Below are 17,255 nucleotides of genomic sequence, written 5' to 3' on the forward strand. Positions count from 1 at the left end.
CAGGATGACCCTGTGCTAACAAAAAAAGTACATGTATTGGTGAGCTTGTCGACCATATAAGCTCATTCCAGATCAGCAGCGGCAAAAGTATTCCCCTGACTTAAATCTCCGGTCTCGTAACCCTTTTTAAACCAATACATACGTTGGGCGCTGGTGCCATGGGTAAAACTGTCGGGTGTAACACGCCCCTGGTATTCCTCCTGCAGGCGGTCGTCGCCAATTTGGTGAGCAGCGTTCAAAGCCTCCTCTATATCGCCCGGATCAAGCACATTTTTCATGCTCTGCTCATAGTGCGCCCATACGCCAGCATAAAAATCGGCCTGTAATTCTAACTTAACCGATAGCTTGTTATACTCCGTTTCACTTAACTGGTTACGCGCCTGATCCATTTTGGCGGTTACCCCAAGCAAATCCTGTACATGATGGCCCACCTCATGAGCTATAACATAGGCTTGAGCAAAATCGCCGGCGGCACCAAATTTGTTTTCCAACTCATCAAAAAAAGAAACATCAATGTACACCTTTTGGTCGCCCGGGCAATAAAACGGCCCGGTTGCCGATTGCGCGAAACCGCATGCGGTGGTTACACCACCATCAAAAAAGTGCATTACAGGTTCCTGATAGGTTTTGCCCATATCGTTAAACAGCTTTGTCCAGATGTCTTCTGTATCGGCCAAAACCACACGTGCAAATTTTTTAGAATTAGTTTCGGGCCCTGCAGACCGGGTATTTTCCTGCGGGCTATTGTCCTGCATTTGATTAACGATCTGCGAAGGATCAACCCCGGTAAAAAAGTAGATAGCCGCAGCTATAATGCCTATAATGCCGCCACCAAAGGCTAAACCCCGGCCACCGCCGCTGCTGCCTTCTTCAACATTGCCGCTTTCGCGCCTGCCAAACCATTGCATATTGTATGTGATTAAGTTCAGCCATTTAACATTAAGGCCCAAACAATTGTTTGAGCCTTATTTTAGTTATACTAAGCGTATTATTATCTTTCCAGTTTACCTACACGCGTTGGTGTGTCTTCGCCGGAAACTATGGTGCGTGAGCTTAATGCTATGGCACGTATAGTTGCAATAATGTTTTTTACATCCAGTGTGCTGTATTCATCCGTTACGTGGTGATAATGCTTATCCACGTCGATCTGATCGGTAGAGATGGTATGCGCCGGAACACCTAATCTTGCCAGGGTAGCGTTATCGCTGCGGTAGAACAGGTTTTGTGCGGGATATGGATCGGGATAAAATTTGAATGCCGTGCCTTCCAGGTTCTTTTGCAGGATCTTGCCAAAATCCGAACGTTCATACCCGGTAATAAATGCCGAGTTATCACCAAATTTAGAATCCTTACCTATCATCTCAATGTTGAACATGGCTACTACCTTATCCGGATCGAGCTGTTTGGAGAAGTATTGTGAGCCATAACCGCCAATTTCCTCTGCTGTGAATGCTACAAATATGAGTGTACGGGCATTATTGTTTAGCTTTTTATAATATTTAGCCAGGCTGATAACGGCAGTAGTACCAGAAGCGTCATCATCTGCGCCGTTGGCAATACTGTCGCCTTCAACAGGTTTAACAATCCCCAGATGATCATAATGCCCCGAAAACACTACGTATTCATCAGGTTTTGTTTTACCGGGAATCATACCGGCAACATTAAATAATGGCAGCTCCTGGGATCTTACTTCGCAGCTTACCTGAAAAGATTTTGGGCTGGTTGACGCAAGCACAAATACCACCGGGGGCGCATCATTTACTTTAGCTGATACCCTACCCTCTATTCCTCTTGCATGAATTTGCTTAAAAATGGAAGTTAAAGCAGTATCCAGCAGTATCAAAGATTTTTTACCGCTACGCATGGCAGCCGAGTATTCCTTACGAAAGTTAGCCATATCTGCAATAGTGATCATCTGCACATCACTATCGTTATTCCAACTGAATGAAGAACCTGCGGATACTGATACATTTTCCTCGGGAATAGCCACGCCATCAAAAACTACTTTAGGGTTTACAGGCGTAGTACGTGTCATACTAAAATTCTGACGGAAACCCGTAGCGCCTGCTAACGGCTGCAGTCCGGCAGCTTTAAATTCACCTTCAATAAAGGTTGCGGCCTTATCAATTCCGGGCGAAAAAGTTGCCCTTCCCTGCATGTCATCGGCACTAAGGGTTTTGATGATGCGGTCTACATCATCAGCTTTTATCATTTTGTTTACATCCTGCGCGAAGCTGCAAACCGACAGGGCCAAAAAAGCGGCCGATACTAAATATTTTTTCATGTGCTGTTATTTAACTTTTGATGATAACCATTTATCGCGGAAATCCTGTTGTTTTTTAGTTAACTCTTTACCTGCTTTTTCATAAGTAACCACCTCAAGGTACGGATTTTCGGCCAGGGTAAGTGTGGTTTCGTGTTCGCCGGTACGGTTCTTATAGGTAATGCTCATTTTATCTCCGGGTTTTTTTGCAGCTACTGCTTCGTTTAAGCCGTCCGCATCCACTTCTTTACCATCAGCCTTTAATATTACATCATCAGCATCAATACCTGCTTCGTAAAGCGGAGTACCTATTTGTGTAGGCGAAGTAATGGCCACACCCTCGTTACCCGACCCGGTACGCGCCTGGCCGGAGCGGCCACGGCCACGGCTACCACCTATCGGCCCTATCCATGCTTTACCCGGTGCTGATTTTTGCAGTAAAAATCCGGCGTTGGCTAATAAAGCGGCGTAATCATTTTTTTCTGTTCCGTAGATGTAACGTTTAAAAAAATCCGCAGCGAAAGCCGGGTCATTAGTTGTTTTTGCTAACACAGCCTGCAAGTCGGCAACGTTGTATGATTTTTCTGTTTTACCATGAGCTAACCATAACTGGCGCATAAAATCATCAAGTGTAAGATTAAACTCGCTGCGCAGTTTTAAATCGAGCGCCAAAGCGGTAGCTCCACCGTAAGAATAATAACTGGTGAATATGTTGCCGCTGTTCAACTGATCAACCGCTACACCTGCATCCGCATAAACCGCGTAACGGCTGGCTTGTATAGGTGTAAAGTATTTAGCTCCGGGTGTGTTAAGCACAGAGTTTACTAAACCCGCCAATGTACGGGTATATTGCTCCGGTGTATGGAAACCCGCACGGGTTAAAACAAGTTCTCCGTAATATTGGGTAAAACCTTCGGCACACCAAAGCTCATTACTCATGTTAGCGTGCTCGAAATTAAAAGGCTCCAAAGTTGTGGGTCGGATACGCTCTACGTTCCAGCTATGGAAATATTCATGAGCGAAAGTACCCAGTAACCTTACTTCGTTACCTTCTACTTTGTTTATGGGCTGTACAATAACAGTTGAGTTACGGTGCTCCATGCCATCGCCTGCGGTGCTTGGGTGCACATCCTGTAAAAAGGTGTAATTGCCATAATCATAGGTTGGCAGTTCGCCGTAAACGGCTTTTTCTTCTAAAACTACCTTTTTAACCATCTCCGCAAAGTTGTTGATCACGGGCTGGCTGTCATCGGAGTGGGTGGTGAGTCTGATGTTCTCCACCTTTCCATCGGTATTAGTAACCGTCCATTTTACTTCCTTATAGTCCGAAAGTTCGGTAGGGCTGTCCATCATGTATTGCAGATCGCGGGCATAGTAAACACCGTTGCCCATTGGCTTTAATTGTGTGGCTACTTTCCAGCCATATCTATCCAGATCGTTAAACTTAAATTCAACGGGGCGCTTGTCCATACCATAGGCCCACATAAAACTGGCAGGCATGTTCAAGTGGGCGTGACTGGGTTCGATACTTGCGTAGGTACCATCTGTCCAGTTACCAAAAAGGGTATAAGCTATTTTTACCATAGCGCCATGTTGCGGAATCTCGTATACGTCGCCTTCGAGTTGTTTAATATCTAACGGCTTATTATTATCGCCATAAGCCTTTACATTATAAACATTTTTACCAAACTCATGGGTGGCATACCTACCCGGAGATGAACGGCTCATGCGAACACGCAACGGCCCGGCAGGCACCTGTGGTATAGTCATGGTTATTTCGGCCTCGTGGTGTACCGCATTAGGGAACGATACCGTATAAAATATAGCGTTTTGGGTTGATTGTGCCATAGTGGCGGAAGCCAGCAAACAGGCGGCTCCAAACAAAAACAATTTCTTCATATTGTGATGATGATCTGATACAGGGGGTTAAATTACCATTAAATGTGTAAAAGTAATCTATCAATTTTATTACAAGTGAAATTACATGGAACGGGCCATTCATCCGGAATATGAATTTTAACGTATATTTAAACCTATGGCAAACGCCGCTTTTAATTCCTGTTTATATAAGGCTAAAGTAATGCACCACCGCATGGCACCTAAAGTACATAGGTTCCATTACGAGGTATTTATGTTTTACCTTGATCTGGATGAGATTGACACGTTGCATAACAAGCTTAAACTGATGAGCCGTAACCGGTTCAATTTATTCAATTTCAGGGATAAGGATCATTTACAGCTGCCTCGCGAAAATCCTGATACTAATAAAACTACACGCCAGCATTTAAATGATTATTTACTGGCCAACGGTATAGCCATTGCTCCAAAACGTATTATGGTGCTTACCAACCTGTGCACTTTAGGCTATCAGTTTAATCCGGTGTCGTTTTATTTTTGTTACGATGAGCAGGATAAACCTGTATGTTCTGTAGTAGAGGTTTGTAATACCTTCCGCGAAATGAAACCCTATTTTTTAGGGTCAGCTACTAAAACAGGCGATACTTTTAAACTAAATACCGAAAAGTATTTTTATGTGTCACCGTTTATTGACATGGATACGCATTTTGATTTTGACCTGCATATTCCCGGCGAAAAGCTGCAGATAAGGATAGATGATTATGACAAGCAAGGCAACCGCTTTTTTATAAGCACCTTAACCGGAAACCGTAAGCCCCTTAATGATACCAACCTGCTAAAATATTTTATCAGCTTTCCGCTGATTACGCTGAAAGTTATCGGGCTTATACACTGGCAGGCGCTTAAACTCTGGTTTAAAAAAATACCTTATCATAAAAAAGCAGATGATAAAGATTTACAACAGGAGGTTTATCGCCCTTATAAATCAAATTATATAACTTAGTAAAAACCTATTGCCAATTATAATTCGTACATCCTATAAAATAACGACGTATACAGATACTTTACCAATGGCCGATTCTATCACATTAGTCAAAAAAAACAGTTTTTATCAGGATCTGGTTCTCCGTTTTTTAAACAAAATGGAGAAAGGCACTTTATACCTGACCTTACCGGGAGGCGATGTAATGATGATAGGGAACGGCGAGGGGAATGTGACTGCCAATATAGTGGTCAATAATGTGGAGTTTTATAAACGCCTTATCCTGTTTGGAGACATTGGCTTTGGAGAGGCATATGTTGACGGAGTATGGGATACGGATAACATTACTAATGTTATAAAGTGGGTTTTGCTGAATGTGGAGAGTGCGCCCGGGCTTTCGGGTAGTAAAACCCAAACCTTAGCGCTTAACCTGCTAAAGTGGCTTAACAAGCTAAGCCATATTAAAAGGGCCAATACGCTTAACGGATCGCGCAAAAATATATCGGCGCATTACGACCTGAACAATGATTTTTTTGCCAGTTTTCTGGACCCGACCATGACCTACTCCAGCGCATATTTTTATCGGGATGGTTTAAGTTTAGAAGAAGCCCAGCTTGCTAAATATGACAGGTTGTGTAGACAGCTGCATTTAAAACCTGCCGACCATGTACTGGAAATAGGTAGCGGATGGGGTGGCAATGCTATTTATATGGCCCAGAAATATGGCTGCAAGGTAACATCGCTCACCATATCGCAGGAGCAGCATAAAATGGCGGTTGAACGTGTTGAGGCTGCGGGGCTTAGCCATAAGGTTAAAATATTATTACAGGATTACCGGCTGATGGAGGGTAAGTTTGATAAAATTGTATCGGTGGAGATGCTGGAAGCCGTTGGTCATAAATACATGGATGTGTATTTTAAAAAATGCCATGATCTGTTAAAAAAGAGCGGGATACTTGCCTTGCAGGTGATCACTTCGCCCGATTCGAGATACGATAGTTTAAGAAAAGGTGTGGACTGGATACAAAAGCACATTTTCCCGGGTTCGTTACTTCCATCTGTAGGGGCAATAAACGGTGCCGTTAACCGCACCGGCGACATGACCATGGTAGACCTGAAAGATATAGGTATGGATTACGCCAAAACTTTAAAGTTATGGTATGATCAGTTCAATCAGAATTTAGGCAAGGTGCGCTCACTCGGATTTGATGATACCTTTATACGTAAATGGAACTATTACCTGTGCTATTGCGAAGCGGCCTTTGCCATGCGCAATATCAATGTAATGCACCTGGTATATACCCGCCCTAACAACGTGAGTTATTGATCTTTTACAGGCTGCTTTACAACTTTCGCGGGCTTACGCTCCCTGAAACGGCTAAAGAAGATAACAGCCATTACGCACAAAACGCAGCCACATATCCCGTTAAGCCGCAAGCCAAAGTCATTACCCGGGTCTTTACCGTACACGGTTAAAAAAGCAAAGAGGGCAATGCCAAATGTTTGGCCAAACTTTACAAATAAGTATTTTACCGCAAAAAACATCCCTTCGCGGTTTTCTCCTGTACGCCTGGCATCGTTCTGCGCAATTTCGGCCAGTATAGCATTAGGTAAAATACCCAATGAGGCCAGCGGGAACGATGCACTGATAACCAATATATAAATTTGAGCAGTGGGCGACAGGGGTAATTTGCCAAGAAAAAATATCGCCACAAAAATTAAACTCAACAAGCCAAAAGAAAACAGCACGATTGGCTTCTTACCGATTGTTTTGGACAGGTAATTTACCAGCGGATAAAATAACAGCGATACCAAAACCATAGTACCCATTAAGATTCCGCCATCAGACTCGGGCAGGTGCAACAGCACAGTTATAAAAAACAACAATCCGCTTGATATGATGCTAAGGGCCATGTAGTACGAAAAATCGGATATGAGGTAATACTTAAAATTACGGTTGCGGAAAGTTTTACGAATGGCGGTTAAAAGCGGCAGATGAGATGGTATACTGCTGGAGTATTTTTTTTCATTAATGACCAATACCGGCACCAGCATTACCAGGCCGCCAAAAAGGGCCAAGCCCCAAATGGTATATTGCACGGCATTATCACGGTTAGTAATGTGAAAAACATGCTCTACCACATCCGCGAAATTATTTACCAGGGCAGAAAGTATAATGCCGATTACAAAGCCTACCTGCTGTAACGAAGAAAGTTTTACCCTTTCGGCTCCGGTGTTAGTTAGCTCGGGCAGCAAGGCATTATAGGGGATAATGTAGGCTGTTGCTCCCATAAAAAAACAAATCAGGGTTAAGGTTAGCCACCATGCATTATAAACGCTTTCGCCTTTCACCAGCGGATAAAATGTGAGGCAGCAAAATACCACAGCAGGCAAAACAGCCCATTGCATATAAGGTATGCGCCTGCCCCGCTTGTTATTACTTTTATCGCTGAGGGAGGCTATAAACGGGTCAAAAAAAGCATCTACCAGGCGGCCTGATGCAGTGATGATGGACATGATATTGAACAACCCGAACAATAATAGCTGTGGAATAAGTGGCTGAAGGCCTGCATTTGATGGCGGGAGGTAAAAGTACGGGAGCATCACAATAATAATATTGGTCATCACGCTCCAGCCTATCATCCCGCAGGCGTATGCAAGTTGTTTGGAAAGGGGCAGTTTCTCAAGGGCCATCAACTGCAATATGCGAATATTAAGTTGATAAGCTAAAAATTTTAACTGCTTTTATCTTCCTACAAACCCGAATAATAGTCGTATCCCCGCTCGGCCCAGTAATCAGGCGGGCGCTTGTTGCTAAAATTGATGCTGCCAATTCGTTTTAAATTTTTAATGCCATACTTTACCGGGATAATGAGCCTTACCGGTGCCCCGTGATTTGCCGGAACAGGTTTACCATTCATTTCATAAGCCAGAATAGTTTGCGGATGTACCGCGCTTGGCATATCCAAACCTACATAATAACCTTTATCAGGTGTGGTTAGGCCTACATAGGCCGCCCTGGTATCTCCTGCCAGGTTAAAATGCTCTATAAAGTCAATAAATTTTAAGCCACCCCAATATTGTATCTGATCCCAACCCTCCACACATTTAAAATCGTAAACTATCTCTGTTTTTGGCAAAGCCCTGATTTGATCCATACTGATGTTAAGTACTTCACCAGAAAGCCTTTTAACTTGCAGCATATAGTTATCAAGGTTTGGTGTACCGCCCGAGCCTATATCACTGTTATGGCGTACATTTTTAGCCGCCCGTTCTTTTGGATAGGTTTTTACCAGATGATTATTACTAAAAAAGTTCCGGAAAAAAAGTTCGGTTTTATTTAGTGCCCTGCGTAATGGCTTATGTGCGCCCGCAGTTACTCCCTGTTCCTCTGCCGGTGAATGGTAAAGCCACTGCCAACCTTCGTAAGCAGCGCCCGATAATACAGCAAATATCCCAAACGAAATAAAGTTGCGCCTTTTTATTTTTTGGTCAACGGTAAGTTCCTTTTTTTTATGTTTAGTTTCCATCTTTAGCGGGAGTTGATTGGGTTGCCGGTTTAGGTTTATCGTTAACTATTTCGAAGCCGGAGATAACAGAACGGAAATTGTTCCAGCCAGCCAGGATAACCTGTATAACATGTACCAAAAAGAATAACACGTAGCCAATAGTTAATATAAAATGTATTATGCGTGCGGTATGATAACCACCGCAAAGCCATGTGAGGTAATAAAACTGTACCGGCTTATATATGGCAAGCCCGGTAATAAGAGAGCCGAAACCCATGACAATTATAGCAGTATAAGCTATACGCTGGGCGGCATTGTACTTTTTTTGAGGTGGGGCCATTTTGCGGATATGCAGATCATGCAGCAGCACCAGCCATGCCTCTTTAAATGAATGGCGATTAGGCAGAAGTTCGCGCCAGGCACCTGATATAAGGGTATATAAAACATACACCAAACCGTTTATGGCAAAAATCCACATAAATAAAAAGTGAAACGCCATCCCTTCGGCCAGACGATGCGGAATATTTAACGCCGTATAAAATCCGTCCGGAAAAAAGTTAAAAATGGTCGCACCAAATATGGAAAGGCTATACTCATCATTAGCCCAGTAGATCAGCATTCCGCTCCATATCATTACAGTAAGGATGGGGAAATTAACCCAGTGGGTCCATCGCATCAGCAGGGAGTGCTTTTCTTTTATTCTTTTCATTTTATCGGGAGAGGTTTTGGTATGTTATTAATTACTGGCAATATCCGTAGTATTGAATGCAGAGCGTGATGCCGCTAAAATTTCGCCGCTGGCACTGTTTTGTACAAAGCCGATGATTTCATATTCACGGGCCGAAAAATTAGCAGGCAATGTGATCGTTGCAGTTCCGGATCTTTTACCTTCCAAAGTTACGTTTTCAATTTCACGTACAATTTGCACATGCGTTAAAGTACGGCCACCGTTTTCGCCCCTTTTTACATTTGATACCGCCTTTTTTTGCACTACAGCTAAAAGCAATGCGGCATTACCCGGCGCGCCTTCGGTAGTGTATTTTACGGTTGCCTGTTTGTTTGTGGCATGCACCTCGGTTATAACTAACGCTGCATTTGTTGATTTTCTTAACCCGGCAATTATAGCATTGTGCAATGTACCTGTTGAGGATCCTACAAATTCTTTTTGCCCGTTAACTACAGCCTGCGGTGTATAAACCGATCTTAAATTAAGCCATTGCGCATATTTGCTTTGCCTTTGTGAATACTCCGCTTTACTGAAAACATCTTTCCAGCCCAGGCGGTTCCAGTAATCAACATGATAAGCTAAAATATAAACCGGCTTACCTGCGTATTCCTTTTGCACACGTGCTACCAGTTCATCAGCAGGGGGGCAGCTTGAGCAGCCTTCGGAGGTAAAAAGTTCTACTACCGCAAAGCCATTATCATCGGCAGCATTTGCGGAAACTTTATTTTTATCACCGGCATCTTTTTTTGTTAAAATAGCCGCTGAAACTAATCCTGCAATAACCAGGCATCCCGCGAGCATTAATATTTTTATCGTTTTCATGTCCTTTTATGTTTACTTACGCCGGGTTAGTCGGCCATCGGTAAAAAACCTTACAAATAGTTTAATTTTATTGAAGATTAATTTATACCATAAATATACAGGTAAATCCCTTTGATATATACGTATAAAAAGGCAAGCACAATTGTAAAACTAATGTGATGTTTTTTGTAAGGTTTAGTTATTTAAACGACTAAGTACCCGATTTACTACAATGGATAAAACAAAAAGAGCGGAAACACACGAACTGCTTAAACCGCAAGAATGGGTTAATATGTATGCCGATTATTTATACGCATACGCAATTACACGGATACAAAACCAGGAACAGGCGCGCGATCTGGTGCAGGAAACCTTTTTATCTGCCCTGGAAGGGATGCATAGGTTTGAGGGAAAAAGCTCGGAACGCACATGGCTTACAGCCATACTAAAAAATAAGATAATTGATGTTTATCGTAAACGATCATCAGGGTTGCAAATGATAGATGTGAATAGGGCCGAAGATGAACAAGGTGATTTTTTTTCGGAAACTACCGGCCATTGGAATAATGAACATGCCCCCCAACCTTTCGGCATCGACCACAGCGACCCTTTAATGAGCAAGGAATTTAACCGCATTCTTCAACAGTGCATGCAAAAGTTACCCGCGCTTTGGTTATCGGTTTTCAGCATGAAACATATGGACGATGAACTTACCGATACAATTTGCGCAGAACTAAAAATAAGTGCCTCAAACTTTTGGGTGATCATACACAGGGCAAAAGTGAACCTGAGGGCCTGCCTTCAAAAAAATTGGATATAAGCCATGAATGAATTAAATAAAATAAGGTATAACTGCAAGCAGGCTACTTTTTTAATAGAGAAAAAACTGCTGGGTAAAATAACCCTGAAAGAAAGCGTTGAACTGCGCATACACCTTATTGGCTGCGATGCCTGTAAATTATATGCCAAACAAAGCGATAAAATTAATAGGATGATGCAGCGAATGTTTAAGACGGTTGCCGGCAAACCTGTTACCATGGATGAGAAATTTAAAATAGAGTTACAAGAACGTATAACTGATAAATTAAATAGTGATTGACTGTAAGGTTTAACCATAAGAGCCGACAAACCAGGCAAAACGTTAAACTTAAAAACATGAAAATTACAAGCAAATCAATTTTATCAGGAGTTGTTTTAACAGGAATCGCGGCTTTAGGTTTTGGCCTGAATACTGACGCAAGGGCTACCAGTCATTCAAATACCTATTCAACCGTTGCCGCTTTAGATACCGGCAAGATGAAAATGGATAAGATGGAGAAGGATAAAATGAAGGCTGACAAAATGGAGAAATCTAAAATGGACAAGATGGACCATGACAAAATGAAAGCCGGGAAAATGGAAAAATCCAAAATGGACAAGATGGAAAAAGATAAGACGAAGACCGGGAAAATGGAGAAAAAGAAAATGGACAAAATGGAGGGGGATAAGATGGGAAAAGACAAAATGGAAAAAGGCAATAAATAATTGGGAGGTTGTTTTTGTTTTTGATGAGGATGGAGGCAGCCCCGGCTCCTCCTCCTTTCATTTTCACCAACCGACATTAATTTAACAACACATGAAAAAATTTATACTATTTGCACTTAGCGCTGCCTTTTCGCTGAACGTTTCGGCACAAAAAGGATTGACAACAGGCGTTAAAGCTCCCGCATTTACTGCAACAGATAATTCCGGAAAAAAGATCGACCTTAAAGCTTTACTTAAAAGTTACAAGTCTGTAGTGCTGTTTTTTTACCGGGGCGAGTGGTGCCCCTATTGCAATAAACATATACAGCAATTACAGGATTCGCTGCAACTACTAACAGCTAAAGGCGCATACGTTATTGGTGTTACACCCGAAACCGGTGATAACATTAAAAAGACCATTGATAAAACTCATGCTTCTTTTTCTATAGTTCAGGATAAGGGGTACGCTATTATGAAAAGTTATGATGTTAACTATGTTCTGGATGAAGCAATAGTTAATAAGTACAAGGGTTTCGGGCTTGATCTGAATGCTGCTAATGGCAATGCCGAACATGTTTTACCGGTACCGGCGACCTATGTTATTAATAGCTCGGGTATTATCTCCTTTGTACATTTCGATAAGGATTACCGCAAGCGTGCAACGGTTAGTGATATACTAAACGTGCTTTAATTTATAATTATTCCCTTAATTGAGTATCAATTTTATTATTTTGCCCAAAGTTCAGAAAAGTACTTTGGGCTTTTTCTTTTGAAGGGATCATGAAGAAATTACTTATCTTATTCTTTTTGTATGCAGGTGACGTTTTTGCACAAACCGACAGTTTACAAACCAAACAATTTACAATAAGTGGCAATGTGGAGACGGAAAGCGTGATCACGCTGGACTCGCTACAGCAATATCATGTTAAAGCTATAGGCGATTTAAATATCACTGATCATACCGGCAAGTTTAAACACCGGGATAACATGGTAAGAGGCGTATTATTAAAGGATATTTTATCACACACAAAATTTAAGGCGGATAGCCCCAAATTGTTAAGCCGCATTTACTTTGTTTGCACCGCTGCCGACGGTTATAGCGTAGTGTATTCCTGGAACGAGTTATATAACACTGCTGTGGGCGACCATGTATTTATTATCACCGGAAAAAATAAGGTTAAGGCCGCGGACATGCCAGAAAGCATCCAAATGGCATCAACCAGTGATTATAAAACCGGGCGAAGATATATCCACAATCTTGTTTCTATAGATGTAAGGCAAATAAAGTAGCGCCGCTATTGCTCCAGATCAAGTTCATCGGTGCTTATTCCGTCAAGTTCCTGCGGATTGTGGCTTACAATTAAAGCGGTAATATCTAATTCAGCAAACAAGGTTTTTAATTGCATAATAAGGCCCGACTTTGTTTTAATATCCAGCGCCGAAAAAGGTTCATCCATTAATAACAGCTTAGGTTTAATTGCCAGGGCACGCAATACTGACAGGCGCTGCTGCTGCCCGCCAGATAAATGCGCGGGTTTCTCTTCTTCAAAATTCTCCAGCATACCTATAGCCAGCAGACGGTTTATCCATTCCGCATCGGTAGTGGCGTATTCCAAATGCTGCTTAACCGTCATGTTGGGGAACAAGGCATAATCCTGAAAAACAAAACCAATATGGCGCTGCTGTGGCGGCAGGTTGATTTTTTTAGCGTCATCAAACCAAATAATGCCATCAACTATGATCTTTCCGCTATCAGGTGTAGCCAATCCAGCTATCATTTTTAATAGTGTTGTCTTTCCCACACCCGAGGGGCCTGTAATCCGCAGGATAGCTCCTTCAGGAATTTCCTTACTTATTTGCAGCGTATTTAAACCTTTATAAGCCTTTAGCTTTTTCTCAACAACTATTTCAATCATTCTAAAGGACTTTTGGATTGATATTTATTATACATAAAAACACTTATCACCATGATAAATGTAATAGCAAATAATACCAATGAATAATTATTAGCGGCTTTGTAATCCATTTGCTCTACCGAATCATAAACGGCGATAGAGGCCACACGGGTAACACCCGGAATATTTCCGCCAATCATCAGCACCACACCAAACTCGCCAAGTGTATGGGCAAAAGTAAGTACCGCAGCTGTTAGTAAAGATGGCTTTATATTGGGTAATAATATATGTACAAAGGTTTGCCACCGTGTTTTCCCTAACGTATACGAGGCCTGCGACAAGGATAACGGTAATTGCTGAAAAGCAGACTTAACCGGGCTAACCATAAAAGGCATACTATAAATAACTGATGCCAGCACCAGGCCCTGAAAAGAAAAAACGAATCGAACATCAAACGTTTGCTGTAACCATTTGCCTAAGCCATTTTGCGGACTAAAACCCAGCAACAGATAAAATCCTAATACTGATGGCGGAAGCACCAGAGGCATGGTAATAATAGCCTCTATTAATATTTTGAACCACGATCTTTTTTTTGACAGCCACCAGGCAAGCGGCAAGCCAACAAGCAACAGTATCAGTGTAGTGATACCCGCAAGTTTTAATGTAAGCCATACTGGTGACAGATCCATTTGTATTCGTTTTATTGAACGTGATAGCCGTAAGCCGCAAATATCTTTTTAGCGGGTACACTTAAAATGTACCGGTAAAATTTGCCGGCAGCTAAATTGTGTTCCGCATGTTTAAGCATTACCATCCCCTGCTTTATAGGCTGGTAACTCTCCGGCGCCACCAGTTTATAGTACAGCCGGGTTTTATTAGCGGGCGCTTTAACCAGGGCCAAGGTGGTAAAACCTGCCTGTACGACACCTGTAGTTATATAAGTATTTACCTGAGTTATGCTTTCACCAAACACTATTTTAGGACGCAGTTTATTGTATATCCCCAAACCGGTTAATGTTTGCTTTGCCGCTTTACCATAAGGTGCAATTACCGGGTTACCAATGGCAATTTTGCTGATGCCACTGCCCGAGAGTAAGCCGCGTACATCATTAAAGTTTAAATTTTGAGTGCTGCAAATAATAAGCGTGCCAAACGCATAAACCACAGGTTTTTGTAAGGCAACTCCTTTTTTGAACAGCGTTTGAGGAAAATTAACATCAGCAGATAAAAAAACATCGTAAGGCGCACCGTTGCTGATCTGGGCGGTTAAATTGCCGGATGAGCCAGAAATAGCGTCAACGCTTATTCCTGTACGCTTCTTAAAATCCTTTTGCAGTTCCTTCATTACCGGTTGCAGGTTGGCTGCTATGGCAACTTTTAGATTTTGAGCGGCTCCGGGTAAATAAAAAAAGGGCACAAGTATTATTGTTATCCACAGTTTACAGTTAATTTCTGCTCTTCTCATTTTATCATACATCCTTGTTCTGCAAAATACGCATATTGCTAACAACCCGGCAAATGCTCGTAATTAATATCCCGATATAAATACATTATATTTGTTTTGCTTTTACCAATTATCAGCAAATTCATCTTTATGAGAATTTATTACGCTTTAAGCGGTGCCGCTATTATTTTAAGTCTTGCAGCGTGTTCAGGAAGTAAAAATAATCCGGAACCCAAAACCCCAACTGTTGTGCCCAAGGTGCTTCCGGAGGATAAAGGCTGGACCTTTGAAACTACACCATACTTTTCGGATGACTTTGACTACACCGGAAAACCGGATAATTCCAAATGGACCTATGATGTTGGCGGCAGCGGCTGGGGCAATAATGAACTGGAATATTATACCGATGGCGCTAATGCGGACGTAGCTGACGGCAAACTAACCATCACTGCTAAAAAAGAAAATTTTGGTGGTAAAAATTATACCTCTACGCGTTTGGTATCTAAAGGCACAGGCAGTATGCTTTATGGCCGTGTGAAAGTAAAGGCAAAACTGCCTTCGGGCGTTGGCACCTGGCCGGCAATATGGATGCTACCCGATACTTATGCATATGGCGACTGGCCAAAATCGGGGGAGATAGATATTATGGAAATGGTGGGTTACGATCCCAATAATATACATTTTACCGTGCACAACGCTTTGTATAATGGCACCAATGGCAAGGGAAATAATATGATAATACCCACAGCAAGTACGGATTACCATATTTACCGTACCGACTGGACCCCATATGCCATCAGGGGGTATTACGATGACACGCTGGTTTATACTTATATAAACAGCGGCGACGGTTCCCCGGCCTGGCCATATGATCAAAAATTCCACCTGTTATTGAACATTGCAGTGGGCGGTAACTGGGGCGGCGTGCAAGGTGTTAACGATGGCGCGTTTCCTACCACGATGGATGTGGATTATGTTCGTTTTTATAAAATGATAGATAAATAATTTCCTTAAAATTTCATGAAAAAACTAAGTATCCTTCTTTTAATTATTTGCACTGCCGTATTTGCTTCACAAGCACAAAAAAAGTTTATAACCGTCAAAGGGAAAGAAATAATAGGGCCCGACAATAAACCCTTTTTAATACGAGGAACCAATTTGGGCAACTGGCTGGTACCGGAAGGGTACATGTTCAAATTCAAAAGTGTTAATTCGCACAGGCTGATAAATGAGGCTATTTCAGAACTGATAGGTCCGGAAGAGGCTAACGTTTTCTGGCATAAATTCCAGGACAATTATATTACCGAGGCCGATATCCATTTTTTAAAAGAGTCGGGAATGAACTCTATCCGTATCCCTTTTAATTACCGCCTGTTCACTAACGAAAGCTACATGGGTGAAAATAATCCTAACCGCGGTTTTGAATTACTTGACAGGGTAATAGGCTGGTGTAAAAAAGAGAATTTATATGTGCTTTTAGATATGCATTGCGCACCAGGTGGCCAAACCGGAGATAATATTGATGACGGTGTAGGCTATCCGTTTTTGTTCGAGAGTGCTGCCAGTCGTAAATTAACAGCCGATATATGGCGCCGTATTGCCGATCATTATAAAAATGAAACCATTGTAATGGGTTATGATCTGCTGAATGAGCCTATCGCGCATTATTTTGATGTAAAAAAATTAAACCCTTACCTGGAACCTGTTTATAAACAAATTACAGCGGCTGTTCGGTCGGTTGATAAAAATCATATTGTTTTTATAGGCGGTGCGCAATGGGACAGCAACTTTAATGTATTCGGTGCTCCTTTCGATAGCAAAAGTGTTTACACTTTCCATAAATACTGGACGGAACCCGTGCAAAAAGTAATACAGGATTATGTTGACTTTCGTGATAAATATAACGTACCTATTTATGTGGGTGAAACGGGAGAAAACACTGACGAGTGGGTGAAAGATTTCAGGATACTTTGCGAGAAAAACAACATCGGCTGGCATTACTGGCCGTATAAAAAACTGGATAATACGCGTGGAATAGTAACCTTTAAAGAGCCGGAGGGTTATGACTCGGTTATTGCCTATACCGAAAAACCACGTGCCAGTTTCGAGGAGATCCGCAAGGCTGCACCCGCCGACAGGGAAATGATAAAACGTGCTTTGGACGGATTTCTGGAAAATTGCAAGTTTGCCAACTGTACACCCAATAAAGGGTATATCGAAGCCCTGGGGCTTAAAGTACCGGCTAAATAAATGTATAAAATACCGTTAATAGGA

The 17,255-nt window shown here is 42.1% G+C and carries 19 protein-coding genes; 9 read left to right on the top strand and 10 right to left on the bottom strand.

Annotated features, from left to right (window positions below):
- Positions 1-62: 62 nt before the first annotated feature.
- The 3 genes from ypfJ to I5M19_RS11085 all read right to left on the bottom strand — a co-directional run bounded on the left by ypfJ (position 63) and on the right by I5M19_RS11085 (position 4,162).
- Complete coding sequence (gene ypfJ / locus I5M19_RS11075; RefSeq protein WP_200066396.1) at positions 63-908, bottom strand: KPN_02809 family neutral zinc metallopeptidase; 846 nt, start codon at positions 906-908, stop codon at positions 63-65.
- An 83-nt stretch (positions 909-991) separates the two neighbouring features.
- A complete protein-coding gene (locus I5M19_RS11080; RefSeq protein ID WP_200066397.1) occupies positions 992-2,284 on the bottom strand; it encodes a M20/M25/M40 family metallo-hydrolase in 1,293 nt (430 codons plus the stop codon).
- A 6-nt stretch (positions 2,285-2,290) separates the two neighbouring features.
- Positions 2,291-4,162 carry a M61 family metallopeptidase gene (locus tag I5M19_RS11085; protein WP_200066398.1) on the bottom strand — a complete coding sequence of 624 codons (1,872 nt, stop codon included), beginning with the start codon at positions 4,160-4,162 and terminating at the stop codon, positions 2,291-2,293.
- Positions 4,163-4,298: 136 nt separating this feature from the next.
- Here I5M19_RS11085 and I5M19_RS11090 point away from each other — a divergent pair, with 136 nt between their 5' ends.
- Positions 4,299-5,123 carry a DUF1365 domain-containing protein gene (locus I5M19_RS11090; protein WP_200066399.1) on the top strand — a complete coding sequence of 275 codons (825 nt, stop codon included), beginning with the start codon at positions 4,299-4,301 and terminating at the stop codon, positions 5,121-5,123.
- A 67-nt stretch (positions 5,124-5,190) separates the two neighbouring features.
- Positions 5,191-6,429, top strand: a complete 1,239-nt coding sequence (locus I5M19_RS11095) for an SAM-dependent methyltransferase (protein WP_200066400.1) — start codon at positions 5,191-5,193, stop codon at positions 6,427-6,429.
- On the opposite strand, the gene I5M19_RS11100 is transcribed toward I5M19_RS11095, so the two are convergent.
- Genes I5M19_RS11100 through I5M19_RS11115 form a run of 4 tightly spaced genes read right to left on the bottom strand, consistent with a single transcriptional unit; the run spans position 6,423 to position 10,160 of the window.
- Positions 6,423-7,796, bottom strand: a complete 1,374-nt coding sequence (locus I5M19_RS11100) for an MFS transporter (RefSeq protein ID WP_200066401.1) — start codon at positions 7,794-7,796, stop codon at positions 6,423-6,425. The two genes, I5M19_RS11095 and I5M19_RS11100, sit on opposite strands and share 7 nt — an antisense overlap.
- A gap of 59 nt (positions 7,797-7,855) precedes the next feature.
- A complete protein-coding gene (locus I5M19_RS11105) occupies positions 7,856-8,632 on the bottom strand; it encodes a molybdopterin-dependent oxidoreductase (RefSeq protein ID WP_200066402.1) in 777 nt (258 codons plus the stop codon).
- A complete protein-coding gene (locus I5M19_RS11110; protein WP_235985827.1) occupies positions 8,622-9,320 on the bottom strand; it encodes a cytochrome b/b6 domain-containing protein in 699 nt (232 codons plus the stop codon). The genes I5M19_RS11105 and I5M19_RS11110 overlap by 11 nt, the downstream gene beginning before the upstream one ends.
- 27 nt (positions 9,321-9,347) lie before the next feature.
- A complete protein-coding gene (locus I5M19_RS11115; RefSeq protein ID WP_200066403.1) occupies positions 9,348-10,160 on the bottom strand; it encodes a DUF1223 domain-containing protein in 813 nt (270 codons plus the stop codon).
- Between the two features lie 211 nt (positions 10,161-10,371).
- On the opposite strand from I5M19_RS11115, the gene I5M19_RS11120 reads away from it, so the two are divergent.
- The 5 genes from I5M19_RS11120 to I5M19_RS11140 all read left to right on the top strand — a co-directional run bounded on the left by I5M19_RS11120 (position 10,372) and on the right by I5M19_RS11140 (position 12,932).
- Positions 10,372-10,959, top strand: coding sequence for a sigma-70 family RNA polymerase sigma factor (locus I5M19_RS11120; RefSeq protein WP_200066404.1), 588 nt, complete (start codon positions 10,372-10,374; stop codon positions 10,957-10,959).
- A gap of 3 nt (positions 10,960-10,962) precedes the next feature.
- A complete protein-coding gene (locus I5M19_RS11125; RefSeq protein ID WP_200066405.1) occupies positions 10,963-11,238 on the top strand; it encodes a hypothetical protein in 276 nt (91 codons plus the stop codon).
- A gap of 56 nt (positions 11,239-11,294) precedes the next feature.
- A complete protein-coding gene (locus I5M19_RS11130) occupies positions 11,295-11,663 on the top strand; it encodes a hypothetical protein (RefSeq protein WP_200066406.1) in 369 nt (122 codons plus the stop codon).
- A 91-nt stretch (positions 11,664-11,754) separates the two neighbouring features.
- Complete coding sequence (locus tag I5M19_RS11135) at positions 11,755-12,333, top strand: peroxiredoxin-like family protein (protein WP_200066407.1); 579 nt, start codon at positions 11,755-11,757, stop codon at positions 12,331-12,333.
- 89 nt (positions 12,334-12,422) lie between these two features.
- Positions 12,423-12,932, top strand: coding sequence for a hypothetical protein (locus tag I5M19_RS11140; RefSeq protein ID WP_200066408.1), 510 nt, complete (start codon positions 12,423-12,425; stop codon positions 12,930-12,932).
- A 5-nt stretch (positions 12,933-12,937) separates the two neighbouring features.
- Here the strand turns inward: I5M19_RS11140 and I5M19_RS11145 are convergent, their stop codons facing one another.
- Genes I5M19_RS11145 through modA form a run of 3 tightly spaced genes read right to left on the bottom strand, consistent with a single transcriptional unit; the run spans position 12,938 to position 15,002 of the window.
- Positions 12,938-13,558: a sulfate/molybdate ABC transporter ATP-binding protein gene (locus tag I5M19_RS11145; RefSeq protein WP_200066409.1), complete on the bottom strand. Its 621-nt coding sequence runs from the start codon at positions 13,556-13,558 to the stop codon at positions 12,938-12,940.
- On the bottom strand, positions 13,555-14,226 hold the full coding sequence (modB, locus tag I5M19_RS11150; RefSeq protein WP_200066410.1) for a molybdate ABC transporter permease subunit: 672 nt from the start codon (positions 14,224-14,226) through the stop codon (positions 13,555-13,557). Before modB ends, I5M19_RS11145 begins: the two co-directional genes overlap by 4 nt.
- An 11-nt stretch (positions 14,227-14,237) precedes the next feature.
- Positions 14,238-15,002, bottom strand: a complete 765-nt coding sequence (modA, locus tag I5M19_RS11155; protein WP_200066411.1) for a molybdate ABC transporter substrate-binding protein — start codon at positions 15,000-15,002, stop codon at positions 14,238-14,240.
- 129 nt (positions 15,003-15,131) lie between these two features.
- Between modA and I5M19_RS11160 the strand changes: the two genes are divergently transcribed.
- Both I5M19_RS11160 and I5M19_RS11165 read left to right on the top strand, forming a co-directional pair.
- Positions 15,132-15,986, top strand: a complete 855-nt coding sequence (locus I5M19_RS11160; protein WP_200066412.1) for a glycoside hydrolase family 16 protein — start codon at positions 15,132-15,134, stop codon at positions 15,984-15,986.
- Between the two features lie 15 nt (positions 15,987-16,001).
- A complete protein-coding gene (locus tag I5M19_RS11165; protein WP_200066413.1) occupies positions 16,002-17,231 on the top strand; it encodes a glycoside hydrolase family 5 protein in 1,230 nt (409 codons plus the stop codon).
- Positions 17,232-17,255 lie beyond the last annotated feature (24 nt).

The sequence above is a fragment of the Mucilaginibacter segetis genome (assembly GCF_016522075.1).
GTDB lineage: Bacteria > Bacteroidota > Bacteroidia > Sphingobacteriales > Sphingobacteriaceae > Mucilaginibacter > Mucilaginibacter segetis.